The following is a 17,983-nucleotide window of genomic DNA, read 5'->3' as shown; positions in this document are numbered from 1 at the left end:
CCGCCCCCACCGGGTAATCACCCTACAGTAGTCCCCGGCCCCCTCACCTGGCCCCCGGGCACCGGTGGACCGGCCCCCCCGGCCTAGGGCCCCCCCGCGGGGGGGGGGCCCCCCTTCAGGGTCGGTCAGGCGGTTCAGCCGCCGTAGTTGCCCTCGGTGTGGTGCTCGCCGTGGCCCGACGCGTTGATGCAGGTGTTGCCGAACGCCGGGTTCAGCAGACCGATCACGTTGACGGTGTTGCCGCAGACGTTGACCGGGACGTGCACCGGAACCTGGAGCAGGTTGCCCGACAGGACACCGGGGGAGCCGACAGCCGCACCGTGCGCTCCGGCATCGGCAGCCGCCAGACCCGCACCGGCGGCCAGGGCGCTACCGGCGGCAGCGGTGATGACGAATGCCTTCGCGATACGCGACATCAAGATCTCCTAGAGTGGAACGGGGGTGCCGCAGAAGCAGAACCTGCGGCGTTTGACATGGCATACAACGCGGAGACCGCCCAAGGGTCACGGCCGCTGGGCCTACCTGGTGATCCCGAACCGGGCGGAGGTGAAGTACGGCCGCACCGGCTGGACGGCCCCCGGCCGCAGGACCTCCACCGGAGCGCCCGCGCAGCCCGGCTCCCGGTAGAGCGCCACCGTCGCCCTGGTCTTGTTCGTCACCGCGCGCCCGCCGCCGCCGGACGCGGCCAGGCAGCCCTTGGGGGCCGCGAAACCGTGCGGCTTGTCGTCCGTGCCCAGGTACTGGAAGTCCGGCCCGACGGTCGTCGGTGTCCCGAGGGCGGCGGTCGGTCCGTGGCCGTGGCCGTCGGCCGCGTACGCCTCGGCGCCGGTCAGCGTCCCGGCCGCGGCCGCGAGCAGCAGGACCGGGACCGAGCCGGCCCGGACGAGGCTCCGAATGACGTGGTGAAGGTGAAGAGGGCGAAGGTGAAGAGGCATGGATCGCATGCCCCGCCCAACCCGGTGCGCCCCGGACGGGGTCACGCCTTGTCACCCGCCGCGCGCCTGTGCGACGGTGCGACCGGCAGGGCGCCGGAACACCGGAACCAGCCGGACCCGGCCGGATTCAGCACAGGAGGACGGACACGATGAGCACAGCGGCCGACGAAGCCCAGGACCGCACCCGGTCCGGTCTACGGCCCAGGGTCCGGACCGCGTACGGCACGGTCGAGGGCCGCACCGGACCCGGCGGCACCGCCGTCTTCCGGGGCATCCCCTACGCCGCCCCGCCCGTCGGCGCCCTGCGCTTCGCCGCGCCCGCGCCCCCCGAGGCGTGGGACGGCGTACGCGACGCCGGTGCGTACGGGCCCACCGCGCCCAAGGTCCCCTACCCCGACAACTTCGCCGCGCTGCTGCCCGACCCCGAGATCCCCGGCGAGGACTGCCTCAACCTCAACGTGTGGACCCCGGCCACAGTTCCGTCCCCGGCCCCGGAGCCCGGCGCCGGGCTGCCCGTCATGGTGTGGATCCACGGCGGGGCGCTCACCCGGGGCTCCTCGGCCGTCCCCGTCTACGACGGTTCCGCCTTCGCCCGCGACGGAGTCGTCCTCGTCTCCGTCAACTACCGCCTCGGCGTCCTCGGCTACGGGCTGTTCCCCGACGCCCCCGCCAACCGAGGCTTGCTCGACCAGATCGCCGCCCTGACCTGGGTCCGGGAGAACATCGAGGCCTTCGGCGGCGACCCCGGCCGGGTCACCGTCTTCGGCGAATCCGCCGGGGCCATCAGCATCGGCGCCCTGCTCGCGGCACCCCGCGCGGCCGGGCTCTTCCACCGGGCCGTCCTCCAGAGCGGCGCCCCCGAGACGCTGGCGCGCGAGAAGGTCCGCGCCATGGTCCGGCGGATGGCCGCGCTGCTCAAGGTGGAGGCCACCGCCGCGGCCTTCGCCGCCGTGGCCCCGGCCGACCTGCTCGCCGCCCAGGCGGCCGTGCTGCGCCGCTCCTCACCGCTGCTCGGCGGCCCCGCCTTCGGCCTGGTCGCCGACCCGGACACGCTGCCACAGGACCCGCTCGAAGCGGCGGCGGAAGCCGCCGGGGACGTGCCGCTGCTGCTGGGCTGGACCGCCGAGGAGTACCGGCTCTGGCTGGCCCCGACCGGCGCGATGCGCTTCCTGGACCGGCTGGGCCCGCTCGCCGTGGCCCTGGGCCGGATCCGCAGCGGCAAGGACCGGGCCGCCGTACGGGCGCTGCGCGCCGAGCGGCCCGCAGCGGGCCCGGCCGACCTCGCCGGCCACCTGCTCACCGACCGGCTGCTGCGCGACCCGCTGCGCCGGCTCGCCGCGGGCCGGGGGGAAGCCCGGGAGCGCCGCGGGGAGGGCGCGCAGCGGCGTACCGCTCCGCGCTTCGTGTACGAGTTCGCGTGGCCCTCCGGAGTCCCGGGCCTCGGGTCCTGCCACGCGCTGGAACTGGGCTTCGTCTTCGACACCCTGGCCGTGCCCGAGGCTTCCTGGCTGGCCGGGCCGGACGCCCCGCAGGAACTGGCCGAGGAGATGCACGCGGCCTGGGTGCGCTTCGCCGTCGAAGGGGATCCGGGCTGGCCGCCCTGGATGACCCTCAGCTCGGTGTGGATCGGCCCCTTGCCGTACGTGGCGATGAACTTCTCCACGTTCGGCAAGGTGTTCTTGTTGCTCTCGTTGGTGCCGACCTGGAAGGCCAGGTAGACGTCCGGGCCCTTCTTGTCGATCAGCTCCTTGGCGAGCAGCTCGGGGTTGTTCTCCGCCTTCTCCTTGTCGTGGCCCTTCCACAGCGAGGAGTCGGGGACGATGTCCGGGCCGGAGCAGATCGCGGCCTTGAACTTCTCCGGGTACTTCAGCACGGACTTCAGGCTCGCGAAGCCGCCGGTGGAGGAACCCATGTAGGCCCAGCCGTCACGGGACTTGATCGTGCGGAAGTTCGCCCGCATCAGGTCCGGGACGTCGTCGGTCAGCCAGGTGCCCATCTTGGGCTGGTCCGGAATGTCCGAGGCATCCCAGTAGATGCCCTTTTCGTCTCCGGTCGGGTTCAGCACCGGCATGGCCAGGATGAAGGGCTTGCTCTTGCCCTCGCTGTACCACTTGCTGATGCTGGCCTGGAGGCCCAGGTCGGTGCCCATCCAGTAGTTGTTCGGGTAGCCGGCGCCGCCGGGCAGGGCGATCATGACCGGGAAGCCGCTCTTGGCGTACTTCGGGTCGTTGTACTCCTTGGGCGCCCAGACCCAGACCTTGCCCTTGAAGCCGGACTTCTTGCCGTCCAGCGTGGTGACGGCGACGTGCGTGCCGTCGGACAGGGTCGACGCGTTCTTGAATTCCGCCGCCGGGCCGGTCGGCATGGACATCTTCGAGTTCGGCGGCGGCTTCGCGGCCGAACCACCGGTATCGCCGGAACCGCCAGGGGCCTTCCCGAAGGAAACGGTCTCGCCCTTGTCGGTGAACGGCGGTATCTCGTAGTAGCTCATCACCGCCGCGGCGACGCCCGCGAGCGCCAGCACGGAGACCCCCGCGATCACCCAGCGCCGGACCCTGGACCGGCGCCGCGGCGGCTCCCCGGGCTGCTGCCGATCGCCGTAGGGGGGCTCGTCGCCGTAAGGCGGCTGCTCGTCGTAGGGCCGCTGCTCACGGTACGACTGCTGCTGCTCACCGTAGGCGGGCTCCTGCCCGTACCCGGGCTGCTGCTGCCCGTACCCGGGCTGGCGGCCGTAGCCGGGCTCCTGCCCGTACTGATCCTGCTGACCGTAGGGGTCCTGGCGGCCGTAGGTGTCCTGCCGGCCGTACGGAGGCTGCGGCTGCTGCTGACCGTACCCCTGGCCCTGACCCCGGCCCTGCGGCGGGTGAGGGGGGTACTGCTGCTGCCCTTGCGGGTACGGCTGCCCGTAGGGCGGCTGCTGCGACATGTGCGGGTGCTCTCCGGCTTGGTGCTGCCCCATTGGGGCGGGATGAGACTGCTTTCGATCGAAGGATGAGCCTACGCGCTCAGAGGTTCCTCATTTTTCCGACTCTTGGTGTTCCTTAGGGAAGGACGTTGCCCGACGTGAAATCGGCCTGCGGAGTTCCCGTTCTGTTCGCCAAGTATCCCTGGCCCATGCACATGCCCCTCGGTACGGTACGTCCGCGCCGCCCCAGACTCCCCCCTGCCCGGAGGTAATTCCGTGTTCGGCATGCCCATCTCACGGTCCCGTCGCAAGACCGCCCTCGCCACCGCCTTCGGCTTCACCGCCGCCGCGGCCGCGCTGTGGGCGGGCATCGGCACCGCTCAGCCCGCGCACGCGGCGGGCCTGCCCGCACCCGACCACACCGTCGTCGTGGTCTTCGAGAACCACGCCTACAGCCAGGTCATCGGCAGCTCCAGCGCCCCTTACATCAACTCCCTCAAGACCGGGGGAGCCAACCTCACCCAGTCGTTCGGCATCACCCACCCGAGCCAGCCCAACTACCTGCAGCTGTTCTCGGGCTCCAACCAGGGCGTGACCGACGACAGCTGTTACACCCCCGGCTTCAGCTCCGCGCCCAACCTGGCGTCCGAGCTGATCGCCGCCGGCAAGACCTGGGGCAGCTACAACGAGACCCTGCCGAGCCAGGGCTCCACCACCTGCTCCAGCGGCAAGTACGCCCGGAAGCACAACCCCTGGTTCGCCTTCTCCAACGTGCCCACCAGCACCGCGAAGACGATGACCCAGTTCCCGACGGACTTCACCACCCTGCCCAAGACCTCGTTCGTCGTCCCGAACCTCTGTAGTGACATGCACGACTGCTCCGTCGGCACCGGCGACACCTGGCTCAAGAACAACCTCAAGGCGTACGCGGACTGGGCCAAGACCCACAACAGCCTGCTCGTCGTCACCTTCGACGAGGACAACCGGCTCGCCGGCAACCAGATCCCGACCGTGTTCTACGGCCAGTCCGTGACCCCGGGTTCCACCACCTCCACCACGTACAACCACTACGACATGCTGCACACCCTCGAAAGCCTCTCCGGCCTGACCACCCACGCGGGGAACGCTGCCGGCGCCGCCGACATCACGGGGATCTGGACTTCCTGACCATGTACGTTGCGGACAGTCGCGGTACCCCCGCGCCCGCCGTGACCCCCGAGCCACAGGCCGTCGCCCCGGGCATCCGCCCGGGGCGGCGCGCCGCGCTCGCCCCCACGGTGCTCGCCCTCGGCACGGTCAGCCTCATCACCGACGTCTCCTCGGAGATGGTCACGGCCGTGCTCCCGCTCTACCTCGTCGCCGGACTGGGGCTCACCCCGCTCGGCTTCGGCCTGCTCGACGGCCTCTACAACGGGGTCAGCGCCCTCGTCCGGCTCACCGGCGGCCACCTCGGCGACCGCCTCGGCCGCCACAAGGCCCTCGCCGGGATCGGCTACGGGCTCTCCGCCCTGTGCAAGCCGCTCCTGCTGCTCGCGCACACCCTGCCCGCCATCGGGGCCGTCCTCGCGCTCGACCGCACCGGCAAGGGCCTGCGCACCGCCCCGCGCGACGCGCTGATCTCGCTGTCGGCCGCCCCCGAGGACCGCGGACGGGCCTTCGGCGTGCACCGGGCCATGGACACCGCCGGGGCGCTGATCGGGCCGATCCTGGCCTTCCTGATCCTGCGCGGCGCCGCCGAGGGCTACGACGCCGTCTTCACCGTCAGCGCCTGCGTGGCCGCGCTCGGCGTACTGGTGCTCGTGCTCTTCGTACCGGGCCGGCGCACCGCGCCCACCGCCACCGGAGCCCCCGTCTCGCTGCGGGCCTCCTTCGGGCTGCTGGGCCGCCGCGACCTGCGCCGGATCAGCCTCTGCGCGCTGCTGCTCGGCCTGTGCACCGTCAGCGACGCCTTCGTCTTCCTGCTGCTCCAGCACACCACCGGCATCGCCGACCGCTGGTTCGCCCTGCTTCCGCTGGGCACCGCGGCCGCGTTCTTCCTGCTCGCGCTGCCGCTCGGCCGGCTCGCCGACCGCGTCGGCCGCTGGCGCGTCTTCCTCGGAGGCCACCTCGCGCTGCTCGCCGCCTACGGAATCCTCCTCGTCGGCGGGGACCAGCCGGCGCTGCCGTACGTGGTCCTCCTGCTGCACGGCGGCTTCTACGCGGCCACCGACGGGGTGCTCATGGCCACGGCCGCCGGAGCCGTCCCCGAGGAGCACCGCGGCGGGGGCCTCGCCCTCGTCCAGACCGGCCAGGCCCTCGCCCGGTTCGCCGCCTCGATCGGTTTCGGAGCCGCCTGGACGTTCTGGGGCGCCCGCCCCGCGCTGGCCGTGGCCGCCGCGACCCTGGCCGGGGCCGTCGCGCTCTGCGTCCGGCTGCGGCCCGAGGACGGCAACGAAGGCGGCGCTCAGGACGGCACCGAAGGCGGCGCGACTCCCGGAGCCCGCGCGGAGCCCGAGGCCGCCGTGGCCGACACGGCCGTCCGAAACATCCCGTAGATCCCGAAAGGCCCCCCACGCATGACCCTGCAGCGCCGGATCCTGATCCTCGTCTCGGCCATCGCCCTGCTCGCCGCCGTAGGAGCGCTCGCCGTCGTACGAGCCTCCTCGCGCGCCGACGAGAAGAACCAGGTCCAGGCCGGCGGGCCGCCGATCACCCCCGGCGAGGTCTCCCTCGCTCCGGGCGACGGCGGCCGGCGGATCGTGTTCCGCAACATGGCCTGGGGGCCGCACCGCGACGAGCTCTCCACCGTGGCCGCCGGCGCGCCCGAAGGGGCCCGTACCGCCTCCGGGGTCAGCTGCCTGCGCTTCCACTCCGCGGCCGGCACCGGGATCTGCCTCCGGGCGGAGAAGGGCGGGGTGCAGGAGGCCTACAAGGCCGTCGTCCTCGACGCGCACCTGAAGGAGGTCTCCAGCCACCCGCTGGCCGGCATCCCCACCCGGGCGCGGGTCTCGCCCGGCGGCCACCTCGTCGCCTGGACGGTCTTCGTGGGCGGGGACTCGTACGCCGGGACGAACTTCTCCACCCGGACCTCGCTGCTGGACCTGCGGACGGGGAGGTTCGACTCCTCGCTGGAGGACTTCGAGATCCGCAAGGACGGCAAGACGTACCGCAACGCCGACGTCAACTTCTGGGGGGTCACCTTCGCGGCCGACGAGCAGACCTTCTACGCGACGCTGGCGACCGGCGGCCAGACCTACCTGGTCCGCGGCGACCTCACCGCGCGCACGGTGACCACGCTGCGCGAGAACCTGGAATGCCCGTCCCTGTCGCCCGACGGGACCCGGCTGGTCTTCAAGAAGCGGGTGCCCGGCCTGTCGCCGGACGCGCCGTGGCGGCTGTACGTCCTGGACCTGGGCACGATGAAGGAGACCCCGCTCGCCGAGGAGCGCAGCGTCGACGACCAGGTGGTGTGGACCGACGACAAGACGGTCGTCTACTCCCTGCCCGGAGACTTCGGCGCCGACCTGTACTCGCTGCCCGCGGACGGGAGCGGAGCACCGGCCCGGTTCATGACGTCGGCCCTCGCCCCCGCCTTCCTCGGCTGACGCCGCAAAGGCGGGGGGCTGACCACCGCTGACCGCGCAGAAGGACCGTTACGCCGGGATGAGCGTCTTGCGGCGCCGCTTGCGCTGCGCGCCCGCTGACAGCCTCAACTCGATGACCGACCGCACGGTCGGCCACTCCTCGTCGAGGATCGAGTAGAACGCCGTACTGCGGACCGCGCCGTCCAGGCCCCGCGAATGGGCCCGGCGGACCCCCTCGCAGGTGAACCCGAGCCGTTCCATCGCGGCGCGCGAGCGGCCGTTGCGGGCGTCCGCGCGCAGCGAGATGCGGCGCACGCCCCAGGTCTCGAAGGCATGGCGGAGCAGGAGCAGCTTCGCCTCGGTGTTGATGCCGGTGCCCTGGGCTGCCGGGGACAGCCAGGTATTGCCGATCTCGGCGGCATCGGGGATCGCCGTCGCCGGATCGCCGAACGGGATCCCCGGCACGGCGGGCCACACCAGCGGCCCCTGCCAGTAATCGAGTTCCAGGAACCGGGTCGAACCGACCACCCGACCGTCGGTGGCTCTGACCACCGCGAACGGGAGCGATCGACCCGCTGCCTGATCGGCGAGGGCACGGTCGATGTACTCGTGGGACGCCTGCAACCCGTGAGGTACGGGGGTGAAGGCGTAAGTCGTACGATCCTCGGCCCCGGCCAGGGCCAAGGCCTCGGTGTGGTGGGGGGCGAGGGGCTCGAGCCGCACGGAGCGGCCGGCGAGGAGTACGGGTACGGGCACGGAGCCTTCGGTCCTTCTGGGCGGTGGGGTGGTTGCACAGTCTGCGTCTCTGACGTCGCCCCCCGTGCAAAACACGGGTGAAAGGCAACGGGCTGTCAGGTGAACGCGAGTGGCTCAATGTAACTCCTTAAAGTGCTCTCATGAACCCCCTGATTGGCAATGGCGTGAACGTCTTTTTCGAGGACTTGGGTCCCCGCGACGGAGCCCCCGTAATCCTCATCCACGGACATCCGTTCAACCACTCGATGTGGGCCCCCCAGACGACGGCCCTGACCACCGCCGGTTACCGTGTGATCACCCCTGACCTGCGCGGATACGGCCAGAGCCCGGTAGTGCCCGGCAAGACCCTGCTCGCCGACTTCGCCGATGATCTGGCCGCTCTGCTCGATTCCCTGGGCGTCGAACAGGCGGTCGTCGGGGGTGTGTCCATGGGCGGGCAGATCGCCATGGAGATGCGGCTGCGCCACCCGGGTCTGGTACGGGCCCTCGTGCTCTCCGACACCTCCGCCCCGCCGGAGACGCCGGAAGGCATGACCTTCCGCCGCGAGCTCGCCGAGCGGCTCCTCGCGGAGGGGATGAAGCCCTACGCCGACGAGGTCATCGACAAGATGCTCGCGCCCTACAACGTGACCGCGATGCCGGAGGCGGCGGCGAAGGTGACCGGGATGATGTGCGCGACCGACCCGCGGGGCGCGGCCGCCGCGCTGCGCGGGCGCGCCGAGCGGCCCGACTACCGGCCCGTGCTCGCCGCACTGCCGGCCTCCGTGCCCTGCCTGATCGTGGTCGGGCGCGACGACGAGTACACCCCGGTCGCCGAGGCCGAGTCCCTGCACGCACTGGCCGCGCACTCGGTGCTCACCGTGGTCGAGCGGGCCGGGCACCTGCCGGGCGTGGAGCAGCCGGAGGCCTTCAACCGGGCGCTGCTGGAGTTCCTCGCGGCGCTCTGACCGAAGGGACGGGGGCAGGCCGCGCCGCACAACGGATTGGCCCGGTGACGCGGATGCTGAATGGACCAACGGAACGGGCCATTCAGCTGGTCAAATGACTCCGTGACGAATCGGATCCTGCCCCCGCCCGGAGTGCCGCGCCGACTGGCCGCCGCCCAGCTGAGCAACTCCGTCGGAGACGGCGCCTACTACGTGTGTTCGGCGCTCTACTTCACCCGGGTGGTGGGGCTCTCGCCGGCCCAGATAGGCCTGGGTCTCACGATCGCCTGGGCGGTCGGCTCGGTCGCGGGTGTGCCGCTGGGGGCGCTCGCCGACCGGCGGGGGCCGCGCGGCACCTCCGTGCTGCTGGCCGTGGCCACGGCCGCGTCCGTCTGCTCCTTCCTGTTCATCCGCTCCTTCTGGGCCTTCCTGGCCGCCGTCCTCGTGTACGCCACCGCCCAGTGCGGCCTCGCGGCGGCCCGCCAGGCGCTCCTCGCGGGCCTGGTCGCCCCCGGGGAGCGGACCGGGGTACTGGCCCACCTCCAGGCCGTGCTGAACGCGGGCCTCGCGGTGGGCGCGGCCCTCGGCGGACTCGCCCTCGGCGTCGGCACCGAGCGCGCCTACTTCGCCGTCTTCGTGCTCGACGCCCTGGCCTTCCTGCTGTGCGCCGCCGTACTGCTGCGGCTGCCGGCGGTGGCGCCCGTACCCGACCGGGCGGCGGGGGAGCCGCGCCTGGCCGTGCTCCGGGACCGGCCGTACGCGCTGGTGACGCTGCTCAACGCGATCCTCCTGCTGCGGATGCCGCTGCTGAGCCTGGCGATCCCACTGTGGATCGTGGAGCGCACGCACGCCCCCGGCTGGCTGGCGTCGGCGCTGTTCGTGCTCAACACCGTCGCCGTGATGCTGTTCCAGGTGCGGGTGGCCCGCCCGGTGACCGACCTGGACAGCGCCCGGCGGGCGGTACGGGTCTCCGGGCTGGTGGTGGCAGCCGCGTGCGGGGTGTTCGCCCTGTCGGCGCTGCCCCGGTCCGGGTGGGCCGCCGCGGCGATCCTGCTGGCGGGCGCCGTGCTCCAGGTGGACGCCGAGATGCGGCAGTCCGCCGGGTCCTGGCAGATCGGCTTCGAGCTGGCCCCCGCCGAGCGGATGGGCCAGTACCAGGGCTTCTTCGGCACCGGGGTGCCCGTCGCCCGGACGCTGGGCCCGCTGGTGCTGACCTCGCTGCTGCTGCTCTGGGGGATCCCCGGCTGGCTGCTGCTGGGCGGGCTCCTGCTGGCGGCCTCGTACGCGATGGGCCCGGCCGTCCGCCGGGCGGAGGCCTCCCGCGGCGAGGACGGGGCCGCGCGGGCCGTCGTAGGGTCGCGGTAGCCGTCGTAGCCGCATGCGGGCGGGGCGGAAGCCCGGCCGGCCGGGGCCGTTCGGCGGCTCCGGGGGTGCCGAACGGTGCTACCGCGCGCCGGACCGGCGGTGTCAGTCTGTTTGCAGGGTGGTGCGCAGCCGGTAGCGGTCCCCGCTGTACTCCACGGTGGACAGCAGGAGCGGCCGCTGGTCACGCGTGTACACGGTCTGGTCGAGGACGAGTACGGGCGCGCCCTCGGCGATGCCCAGGTGCCCGGCGAGGTCCGCGTCGGCGTTGCGCGCCTCGATCGTCGCATCGGCACGGTCGGGCTCGACGCCCCAGCGGCGCAGCTCCTCGAAGAGGGAGGCCTCGCGGAAGTCGGTGCGGGTGAGGTCGGGCGCGAGTTCGGCGACCACCAGGGTCCGGTCGAGGGCGATGCGGACGTCGTTGAGCAGCCGGACCCGCTCAAGGCGCAGCAGTGGGGTGCCGGCGGGCACGTCGAGGCGGTCCGCGTCGTCCAGCGAGGCGGTGACGGTCTCCTGGCGCAGGACGACCGAGCTGGCGCGCATGTGCTTGCGGCGCGCGGTGGCGGTGAAGGACTCCAGGTCCTTGGGCCACTCGCGGGCGGGCGCGGGCGGCGTGGGGGCGGCGACGAACCAGCCGCGGCCGTGCGAGGCGGTGACCAGGCCCTGGTCGACGAGGTGGGCCAGCGCGCGGCGCAGGGTGACGCGGGAGACGTCCAGCCGGGTGCAGAGCTCGCGTTCGGGGGGCAGCTTGCTGCCCGCGGACAGGCCGCGGCGGGCGATCTCCTCGCGGATCCGGTCCGCGGCCTGGGACCACAGGGGGTCGGCGGAGCGGACGGCGGTGGCGGAGGCGATGGCGGCAGCGGCGATGACGTCGTCGGCGGTCATGGGGCAAACCATACCACTTGCTACCACTTCGCTTGCCTTCTGACCTCGTGCGGGCGGGACCTAAGCCCTCTCTTTATCTCTTCTTGGCAGACCACGAGAAACCACTGTTGACCAATCCAAAACCACTGACTACGTTCGAGTCGTCCCCACCACCCGCTCGACGAGGAGTCCCGAGAGATGAGTACGGCCACCGCCCCGGCCGCCGGGAAGAGGAAGTCCGGCCGCGTCATGCCGGTCATGCAGCGCATCGGACGCAGCCTCATGCTGCCCGTCGCCACCCTTCCGGCCGCCGCCCTGCTGACCCGGCTCGGCGGCCACGACCTGCTGGGACGTGAGAACTTCCCGCTGATCGTGCGGAAGCTCGCGATGGTGCTGGCGGCCGCCGGCGACACCGTCTTCGCCAATCTGCCGCTGCTCTTCGCCGTCGGTGTGGCCATCGGCTTCGCCAAGAAGTCCGACGGCTCCACCGCCCTGTCGGCCGTGGTCGGCTACCTGGTCTTCAAGGCCGTACTCGCCAGCCCCGCCTTCCCGATGGGCGTGGACGGCAAGCCGCTCGACGCCAAGGTCCTCGGCGGCATCGTGATGGGCCTGGTCGCGGCCCTCCTCTACCAGCGCTTCAGCCGCACCAAGCTGCCCGAGTGGCTCGGCTTCTTCGGCGGCCGGCGACTCGTGCCCATCCTGAGCGCCTTCGCGGGCGTCGGCATCGGAGTGGTATTCGGAGTGGTCTGGCCGACGGTCGGCGGCTGGTTCTTCCACTTCGGCGAGTGGCTCGTGGGCACCGGCGCCTGGGGCGCGGGCCTCTTCGGCCTCGTCGTCCGGGCCCTCATCCCGATCGGGATGCACCACTTCTTCTCGGTCTTTCCCTGGTTCGAGGCGGGCAGCTTCGTCAACCCGGCCACGGGCGCCGAGGTGCACGGAGACATCGCCCGATTCCTCGCCGGCGACCCGACCGCGGGCCAGTTCATGACCGGCGGCTTCCCGATCTACATGTTCGCGCTCCCGGCCGCCGCCATGGCCATCGCGCACACCGCCCGCCCCGAGAACCGGACCATGGTCAAGGGCATGATGATCTCCGTCGCCCTGACCTCCTTCGTCACCGGCGTGACCGAGCCCATCGAATTCGCCTTCATGTTCGTGGCCCCGGTCCTCTACGCGATCCACGCCTTCCTCTTCGGCGTCTCGATGGCCGTCTGCTACGCCCTCGGCATCCGCGACGGCTTCGGCTTCTCCTCCGGCGCCATCGACTACATCGTCAACTACGGCATCGCCACCAAGCCCTGGATGCTCATCCCGATCGGCCTGGCCTTCGCCGCCGTCTACTACGTGCTCTTCCGCTGGGCGATCGTGAAGTTCGACCTCCCGACCCCGGGCCGCGAACGCGAAGAAGAGCCCCAGCCGGACGCCAGGGCCGACGCCTCCGCCTGATCCCGCCCGCCCAGCCCGCACAGACTTCCGCAAACCCCTAAGGACCCCCCACCATGTCCGGATCCCGCATCACCTTCCTCGAAGGCCAGGCCTGCCAGGGCGCAGCCCTCGCCCGGATCGCCGACCGCGTCCGCACCCAGCTCGCCTCCCCGGAGCTGGCCGGGCTGGGCGCCGCCGAACGCCCCCTCTTCACCGGCATCGGCGCCTCCTACGCCGCCCTCGCCGTCCCCGTACAGCAGCTGCGCGAGGCCGGGATCGTCACCCAGCGCGTCCTGTCCAGCGAGATCGAGACCGGCACCGCAGGCTTCGACACCGACTGCCTGATCGCCGTCTCCCAGGGCGGCCGAAGCTCCGAGACCATCGCCGCCTTCGAGTGCGCCGCCCCGGACATCACGAAGACCGCGCTGCTCAACGTCGTCCCGTCCCCCCTCGGCGACCTCGCCGACCTGACGGTGGACCTCGGCAACGAGCCCGACTCGTACGCCTCGACCATCGGCTACACCGGTACCGTCGTCGCCCTCGACCTGATCGCGGGCGCCGTGGCGGGACGCGAAGGCGACCCGTGGGGAGACATCGCCGAGCAGACCACCGCGGTCCACCGGCAGGCCACCGAGATCGTGGCCGCGCTCCGGGAGCGCGGCGCCCGCTGCATCGCCTCCGACGGCGTGGCGGCCGGTACCTCCCGGGCCTCCGCCGAAGAGGGCGCGCTGCTGCTGCGCGAGGTGGTGCGGATGACCGCGGCCGCCTCGGCGACCCGCAACTACCTGCACGGCGAGATGGAGTCGGCGGGCAACACCCTCCACCTCGTCTACGGCGACGGCCGCGAGATCGAGCTCGCCCGCTCGCTGGCAGCCGCCGGCCACCTCACCCTGCTGATCACCACGGCCGGGACCGACCCGGCGGACAACCTCTCGGTCGTCCGGCTCCCCGAGGTCGCCGACGCGGTCCGGGTGGTCCTGGAGACGGTGGTCCTCCAGGAGCTGGTCGCCCAGCTCAGCGCCGAGCGGAACGTCCCGATCGAGTCCTTCGTCTTCGCCAACGACGACACCAAGCAGGGCGGCCTGGACATGTCCGACTTCGAGGTCGCGGCCTTCACCCAGGCCTAGGCCGGGCCGTGGCGCGTTCCGCTTCAGTCGATCGGTTTGCCGTCGTACTTGCCGTCAACACAGATCCACGAACCTTTGGCGGACTCGTACTCCACGGTTCCCTTGCCGTCCATACATGTCTGCCCGTCGATGGTAGGCGCGGCAGCGTGTGCAACCGGGGCCACGGCACCAAGAGCCGCCAACATCATGGCGGCGATGAAGCTGAGAAGTCGTGTACGCATCAGAACCTCCGACAAGGATGAGCGACACAGTCGTCACCAGCTTCACCCCGCACTGTGTCGAGTCGCGCACCCTGTTACTCCATTCGGGTGACAGCTGCGCCCCTGTCATTGCACGGGAGACGCCCCCGGGGCGTGCGCTCCAGGGGCGTTCTCCCAAGTGCGGGGGCAGGCTGATGTCATGGAGAACAAGGCCGCCGTAGTCGTGGGGCCGCCGGATGACATCGGCTTGCGGAAAGTCGTGATCGACGGCAAGTCCGAAGGCAAGGTGTGGTGCCCCCACGAACTGCAGAAAGTCCTGCATCGTGCCGGCGTGGCACCCGAGGCCGACATTGAATGGCGCGGCGGAAACGGCACCGTCTGGCCGGCATGCAAGTGGGGGCGACGCATTGTCGGCACCATCATGGCGGTTGGCTTCCTGGTGACCGCGGGCATGTGCACCTGGATAGGTGTGCATGACTCCTTCGACGCCCTCACCTTCGCGGGTCGGGTCACCGGATTCCTTTTCCTGTTCATGGCCATCGTGGAAGTCATCGCCTTCGCGGCCGTTTTCGACTATTGGCGTAAGCGGCGAATAAGTTACTCGGGTCCGGCTCTTCTGCTCGGATCCGTGGTCGAACTCCTCGTCGGGTCGGTACTGCTCCTGATGTACGTCGCCAACAGGGAAAGGCCATCCTACGCATCCTCCTTGCTGCTCTGGATAGCCCTCGTGCTCTGCTCTTCATGGGCCTTGTGGATGCTCCACCGCCGCCAGGTGTGGAAGACGCTCCGCTATCCCGGCCGCATCGCGGTCGGGGCGATAGCCTCCACCCTCCTCGTCATCACCAACCTGGCGTATACGCAGGTCTACCTTCCCTCCATGTCGCGTCCGCTGGTCCAGGGTTCAGCCGAAATCGGAGAGCCGAGCCTGAGCAAGGACGGGACGAAGATGTACCTGCGGGTCCGTCTGCACCTCAAGAACTCCGGCCAGGTTCCGGTCCACATCATCGGCAGTATCTACTGGATCCAGGCCAAGCTCGCGAGTTACCCCAAGGACAAGTTCAAGCTGCTCAAACCTGGTGAACTGGTCCAGCCCCCAGGCCGGGAGTTGGATCCGGAGGAGGAAATTTCGGAGGATGTAGTCGTTGAGATCAAAGACCCCGAGAAGCTTGACTATGAAGCACTCACTGCCCAGGTCGAGGCTTACGCGTTCCGGCAGGACAGGATGTCAATAGATGCTAGTTATGGGAAGTCTGGGGAGTGGCGGGGAAAGCTCAAGAAGGAAGGAAAGGACGACGACCCACCGGGGCCCCCGCCGGCCAACAAGGAGTACTTCAGATATCAGTCCAGAATCTCCCAGAGCAGTGAGCTCCTGAATGTGACCAGAGGCCGGGAGCGTGTGACGGTCTGGTGGCTGTACCGCCGTCTGCCGGTCGTCTATGTGGATGTCTCAAGTCCGCACGAAAAGAAGGTCTTCAACCTCAAGGATCCCGCAGGGCAGAGGCGGGCCGTCGACCGTTACGGTCTGGCATTCGTGCGCGGCTCAATGGCCCAGACCCCGTACGCGCAACTCCTGAAGGAGGCGCAGGGCCTGCGCCCGCACTGACTTCGCCCGCGGCCCGCAACCCCCATCGCTTCGGGCCCCCGTTTCGCCATGGCTCAGACTGTAGGCGGCACGCACGCGCAGGTCTGAGTAGACGGATCGGGGGTCTGAGGTGGACGAGGTACTGCGGCAACTGCGCTCCGTCGGGCCGTTCTTCACCGTGGCGTACGGGAAAGAGTCGCCGGGGCCCGGCTTCCGCCCGCTCACCGAGCTCTACGGGCGCCAGCTCGCGGCCTACGTGGACGAGGTCGGGCGGCGGATCGGGACCGGCCCCGGGCGGGTGGCCGCTTCGACCGCGCAGTTCGGGATCGCCTCCCGGCTCTGGTCGATCGGGCTCGGCTGCGCGGCCCTGTCGGGCCGGGTGCCGGACCTGGGGCCCGACCGCGCGTGGTGGCGGCTCCCCGAAGCGGGGTCGCTGGAACTGTGGCTGCCCGAACCCGCCGAAGCGCCCGGCAAGGCGTTGACGGAGTCGCTGGCGGACACCGTGCTCACGGGCAACCTCGCCGTGCTCGACGCGGAGCTGCGCGCGCGGTTCGGCGTCTCGCCGCAGGTGCTGCGCGGGAACGCCGCCTCCGGGTTGGTGGGCGCGGTGCGGGTGCTGGGCGACCGGCTGCCGGGGGAGACGGCGGCGGACCTCGCGGCCGCGCTGCTCGCCGACGGCGGGCCGCTCGGCGGAACCGGCACCTTCGTCCACGAGCCCGGCCTCGGGGTGGCCTTCGTACGCCGCAGCTGCTGCCTGTACTACAAGGTGCCCGGCGGCGGCCTCTGCGGGGACTGCGTGCTGCGGACCAGGTAGGGCCGCCCACGGGGCCGTTCGGAGCTGTGCAGGGCGTGGCGGACGGGAACTCGCCCGGCGCCGCTCCTACCTTCCCTGCCATGACCCAAGCTCACGCATCGCACGGAGACAGGTCCGGATTTTCCCGCCGGGCCGCCCTGACCGGGCTGGCAGCCGGGGCCGGTACCCTCGCCGTCGGTGCGACGGCCGCGGGGACGGCGGCCGCGGGGACGGCGGCCGCCGCGGCCGGTCCCGGCAGCATCGCTTCCACGGCGGCCCCCGCCCCCGCACCCGGAGCCATGCGGCTCTTCGACGACCCGGGGTTCAACTTCGCCGGTCTCTTCGCCCTCGGCGCCGCCGGCATGCGGGCCTCCGAGGTGGGCGAGGTCCTCACCGCCGTCGACGCGATCAACGCCGCCGGACCGTCCGAGCAGACCTTCACCGACACCTTCCGCGGCTGGGGCGACCGCCTCGCCGCGCCCCCGGCCGCCGGCCGGCACGGCCGCGAAGCCCCCTCGCAGACCCGCCGCTTCCGCGCGCTGCGGGCCGCGCAGTACTACGCGCAGGCACTGTTCTACGTACTGGGCACCGAGCGGCCCGGCGACGAGAAGGAGCTGTACCTCGCCGGGCGCCGCGCCTGGGACACCTTCACCCAGCTCTGCTCCCCGGCGGCGGTCCGCGCGCAGGTCCCGTACGGCGGGACGCACCTGCCGGTGTGGTTCTTCCGCCCCGACGGCGCGGACCCGTCCGAGCCGCGTCCCACCGTCATCCTCACCAACGGCAGCGACGGCCAGAACGTCGACATGTGGACCTACGGGGTGTCCGCCGCCCTCGACCGGGGCTGGAACGCCCTCGCCTACGACGGCCCAGGCCAGGGCCAGTTGCTGTTCGTCGACGAGGTTCCGTTCACCAACCGCTGGGAGAGGGCCGTAGGGCCGCTGATCGACTGGCTGGACGACCGCAAGGACGTGGACAGCGCCCGGATCGCGCTCACCGGCCTCAGCATGGGCGGCAACCTCGTCGCGCGCGCCGCAGCCTTCGAACCCCGGATCGCTGCCGTCGTCTGTCAGCCGGGCTGTCTCAGTCCCTGGCTGGGCTTCCCCAAGGAGCTCCGCGAGGTCGTCACCGCGGACAAGGCGAAGACCAACCGGGTGTGGAACGACGAGGTGGTCCCCGAACTCACCCCGCAACTCGCCTTCACGGTCAAGAAGCGGTTCGAGATCTTCTCCGAGGAGGCCCTGCGGGAGGCGCGCGCGGGCCGGGTCCTCACCGACCTGTGGACCCCCGCCCAGCTGGCCGCCGGCCTCGACGTCACGGCCGTGGTGCCGAAGATCAAGGCCCCCACCCTCGTGCTCGACTACGACTTCGAGCAGTTCTACCCCGGCCAGCCGAAGCAGATGTACGACCTGCTCCGCTCGCGCCGCGAGTACGTGAAACTGACGGAGGCCACCGGGGCGCAGTTGCACTGCTCCCCGATGGCCCCGCGACAGCACTGCGACGTCGTCTTCGACTGGCTGGCCGACGTACTGCACCGCTGAAGGAACG

General features: G+C 71.3%; 17 protein-coding genes and 1 pseudogene. 12 read left to right on the top strand and 6 right to left on the bottom strand.

Annotated elements, in window-relative coordinates; translation table 11 throughout:
* Positions 1 to 134 precede the first annotated feature (134 nt).
* Entirely contained in the window at positions 135 to 416 is a 282-nt protein-coding gene (locus tag ACFXDJ_RS05735) for a chaplin (RefSeq protein ID WP_384652288.1), read from the bottom strand.
* A gap of 102 nt (positions 417 to 518) precedes the next feature.
* The gene (locus tag ACFXDJ_RS05730) at positions 519 to 935 is read right to left on the bottom strand and encodes a hypothetical protein (protein WP_384652290.1); all 417 of its coding nucleotides are present in this window, start codon (positions 933 to 935) and stop codon (positions 519 to 521) included.
* Between the two features lie 149 nt (positions 936 to 1,084).
* On the opposite strand from ACFXDJ_RS05730, the gene ACFXDJ_RS05725 reads away from it, so the two are divergent.
* Positions 1,085 to 2,653 (top strand): carboxylesterase/lipase family protein, encoded by a 1,569-nt coding sequence (locus tag ACFXDJ_RS05725; protein WP_384847896.1) that lies wholly within the window; start codon positions 1,085 to 1,087, stop codon positions 2,651 to 2,653.
* Here the strand turns inward: ACFXDJ_RS05725 and ACFXDJ_RS05720 are convergent.
* Positions 2,647 to 3,129, bottom strand: a pseudogene (locus ACFXDJ_RS05720) (alpha/beta hydrolase); the annotation flags it as partial. The gene ACFXDJ_RS05725 and the pseudogene ACFXDJ_RS05720 sit on opposite strands and share 7 nt — an antisense overlap.
* Between ACFXDJ_RS05720 and ACFXDJ_RS05715 the strand changes: the two are divergent.
* From ACFXDJ_RS05715 to ACFXDJ_RS05700, 4 genes are all read left to right on the top strand, one after another.
* Positions 3,128 to 3,418 carry a hypothetical protein gene (locus ACFXDJ_RS05715; protein WP_384847893.1) on the top strand — a complete coding sequence of 97 codons (291 nt, stop codon included), beginning with the start codon at positions 3,128 to 3,130 and terminating at the stop codon, positions 3,416 to 3,418. The pseudogene ACFXDJ_RS05720 and the gene ACFXDJ_RS05715 sit on opposite strands and share 2 nt — an antisense overlap.
* Before the next feature lie 707 nt (positions 3,419 to 4,125).
* The gene (locus tag ACFXDJ_RS05710) at positions 4,126 to 5,007 is read left to right on the top strand and encodes an alkaline phosphatase family protein (RefSeq protein WP_384652296.1); all 882 of its coding nucleotides are present in this window, start codon (positions 4,126 to 4,128) and stop codon (positions 5,005 to 5,007) included.
* A 2-nt stretch (positions 5,008 to 5,009) separates the two neighbouring features.
* Positions 5,010 to 6,374 carry an MFS transporter gene (locus tag ACFXDJ_RS05705; RefSeq protein ID WP_384652298.1) on the top strand — a complete coding sequence of 455 codons (1,365 nt, stop codon included), beginning with the start codon at positions 5,010 to 5,012 and terminating at the stop codon, positions 6,372 to 6,374.
* 21 nt (positions 6,375 to 6,395) lie between these two features.
* A complete protein-coding gene (locus ACFXDJ_RS05700) occupies positions 6,396 to 7,424 on the top strand; it encodes a TolB family protein (RefSeq protein ID WP_384652300.1) in 1,029 nt (342 codons plus the stop codon).
* Positions 7,425 to 7,472: 48 nt separating this feature from the next.
* Here the strand turns inward: ACFXDJ_RS05700 and ACFXDJ_RS05695 are convergent, their stop codons facing one another.
* Entirely contained in the window at positions 7,473 to 8,159 is a 687-nt protein-coding gene (locus ACFXDJ_RS05695; protein ID WP_384652302.1) for a GNAT family N-acetyltransferase, read from the bottom strand.
* 140 nt (positions 8,160 to 8,299) lie between these two features.
* Between ACFXDJ_RS05695 and ACFXDJ_RS05690 the strand changes: the two genes are divergently transcribed.
* Positions 8,300 to 9,106, top strand: a complete 807-nt coding sequence (locus ACFXDJ_RS05690; RefSeq protein WP_384652305.1) for an alpha/beta fold hydrolase — start codon at positions 8,300 to 8,302, stop codon at positions 9,104 to 9,106.
* A 102-nt stretch (positions 9,107 to 9,208) separates the two neighbouring features.
* Positions 9,209 to 10,450 carry an MFS transporter gene (locus ACFXDJ_RS05685; RefSeq protein ID WP_384652307.1) on the top strand — a complete coding sequence of 414 codons (1,242 nt, stop codon included), beginning with the start codon at positions 9,209 to 9,211 and terminating at the stop codon, positions 10,448 to 10,450.
* Positions 10,451 to 10,552: 102 nt separating this feature from the next.
* Here the strand turns inward: ACFXDJ_RS05685 and ACFXDJ_RS05680 are convergent, their stop codons facing one another.
* Positions 10,553 to 11,332, bottom strand: a complete 780-nt coding sequence (locus ACFXDJ_RS05680; RefSeq protein ID WP_384652309.1) for a GntR family transcriptional regulator — start codon at positions 11,330 to 11,332, stop codon at positions 10,553 to 10,555.
* A 177-nt stretch (positions 11,333 to 11,509) separates the two neighbouring features.
* Here ACFXDJ_RS05680 and ACFXDJ_RS05675 point away from each other — a divergent pair, with 177 nt between their 5' ends.
* A complete protein-coding gene (locus ACFXDJ_RS05675; RefSeq protein WP_384652311.1) occupies positions 11,510 to 12,757 on the top strand; it encodes a PTS transporter subunit EIIC in 1,248 nt (415 codons plus the stop codon).
* 53 nt (positions 12,758 to 12,810) lie between these two features.
* Entirely contained in the window at positions 12,811 to 13,863 is a 1,053-nt protein-coding gene (locus tag ACFXDJ_RS05670) for an SIS domain-containing protein (protein ID WP_384652313.1), read from the top strand.
* A gap of 23 nt (positions 13,864 to 13,886) precedes the next feature.
* Here ACFXDJ_RS05670 and ACFXDJ_RS05665 read toward each other — a convergent pair whose 3' ends face one another.
* A complete protein-coding gene (locus ACFXDJ_RS05665; protein ID WP_384652315.1) occupies positions 13,887 to 14,084 on the bottom strand; it encodes a hypothetical protein in 198 nt (65 codons plus the stop codon).
* Between the two features lie 178 nt (positions 14,085 to 14,262).
* Here ACFXDJ_RS05665 and ACFXDJ_RS05660 point away from each other — a divergent pair, with 178 nt between their 5' ends.
* From ACFXDJ_RS05660 to ACFXDJ_RS05650, 3 genes are all read left to right on the top strand, one after another.
* Positions 14,263 to 15,666, top strand: a complete 1,404-nt coding sequence (locus tag ACFXDJ_RS05660; RefSeq protein ID WP_384652317.1) for a hypothetical protein — start codon at positions 14,263 to 14,265, stop codon at positions 15,664 to 15,666.
* 109 nt (positions 15,667 to 15,775) lie between these two features.
* Positions 15,776 to 16,459, top strand: coding sequence for a (2Fe-2S)-binding protein (locus ACFXDJ_RS05655; RefSeq protein WP_384652319.1), 684 nt, complete (start codon positions 15,776 to 15,778; stop codon positions 16,457 to 16,459).
* Between the two features lie 80 nt (positions 16,460 to 16,539).
* Positions 16,540 to 17,976 (top strand): alpha/beta hydrolase family protein, encoded by a 1,437-nt coding sequence (locus ACFXDJ_RS05650; RefSeq protein WP_384652321.1) that lies wholly within the window; start codon positions 16,540 to 16,542, stop codon positions 17,974 to 17,976.
* The last annotated feature ends 7 nt before the right edge of the window (positions 17,977 to 17,983 follow it).

Source organism: Streptomyces sp. NPDC059443 (assembly GCF_042750105.1).
Lineage (GTDB): Bacteria > Actinomycetota > Actinomycetes > Streptomycetales > Streptomycetaceae > Streptomyces.
The sequence above is the reverse complement of the archived record's forward strand: the minus strand, read 5'-3'. Positions and strand labels throughout refer to the sequence as shown.

Coding starts and splice junctions, on each gene's coding strand:
- ACFXDJ_RS05670 (WP_384652313.1), top strand. CDS start 12,811: ATGTCCGGATCCCGCATCACCTTCCTCGAAGGCCAGGCCTGCCAGGGC.
- ACFXDJ_RS05735 (WP_384652288.1), bottom strand. CDS start 416: ATGTCGCGTATCGCGAAGGCATTCGTCATCACCGCTGCCGCCGGTAGC.
- ACFXDJ_RS05710 (WP_384652296.1), top strand. CDS start 4,126: ATGCCCATCTCACGGTCCCGTCGCAAGACCGCCCTCGCCACCGCCTTC.
- ACFXDJ_RS05675 (WP_384652311.1), top strand. CDS start 11,510: ATGAGTACGGCCACCGCCCCGGCCGCCGGGAAGAGGAAGTCCGGCCGC.
- ACFXDJ_RS05650 (WP_384652321.1), top strand. CDS start 16,540: ATGACCCAAGCTCACGCATCGCACGGAGACAGGTCCGGATTTTCCCGC.
- ACFXDJ_RS05700 (WP_384652300.1), top strand. CDS start 6,396: ATGACCCTGCAGCGCCGGATCCTGATCCTCGTCTCGGCCATCGCCCTG.
- ACFXDJ_RS05680 (WP_384652309.1), bottom strand. CDS start 11,332: ATGACCGCCGACGACGTCATCGCCGCTGCCGCCATCGCCTCCGCCACC.
- ACFXDJ_RS05665 (WP_384652315.1), bottom strand. CDS start 14,084: ATGCGTACACGACTTCTCAGCTTCATCGCCGCCATGATGTTGGCGGCT.
- ACFXDJ_RS05730 (WP_384652290.1), bottom strand. CDS start 935: ATGCCTCTTCACCTTCGCCCTCTTCACCTTCACCACGTCATTCGGAGC.
- ACFXDJ_RS05660 (WP_384652317.1), top strand. CDS start 14,263: ATGGAGAACAAGGCCGCCGTAGTCGTGGGGCCGCCGGATGACATCGGC.
- ACFXDJ_RS05715 (WP_384847893.1), top strand. CDS start 3,128: ATGACCGGGAAGCCGCTCTTGGCGTACTTCGGGTCGTTGTACTCCTTG.
- ACFXDJ_RS05705 (WP_384652298.1), top strand. CDS start 5,010: ATGTACGTTGCGGACAGTCGCGGTACCCCCGCGCCCGCCGTGACCCCC.
- ACFXDJ_RS05690 (WP_384652305.1), top strand. CDS start 8,300: ATGAACCCCCTGATTGGCAATGGCGTGAACGTCTTTTTCGAGGACTTG.
- ACFXDJ_RS05725 (WP_384847896.1), top strand. CDS start 1,085: ATGAGCACAGCGGCCGACGAAGCCCAGGACCGCACCCGGTCCGGTCTA.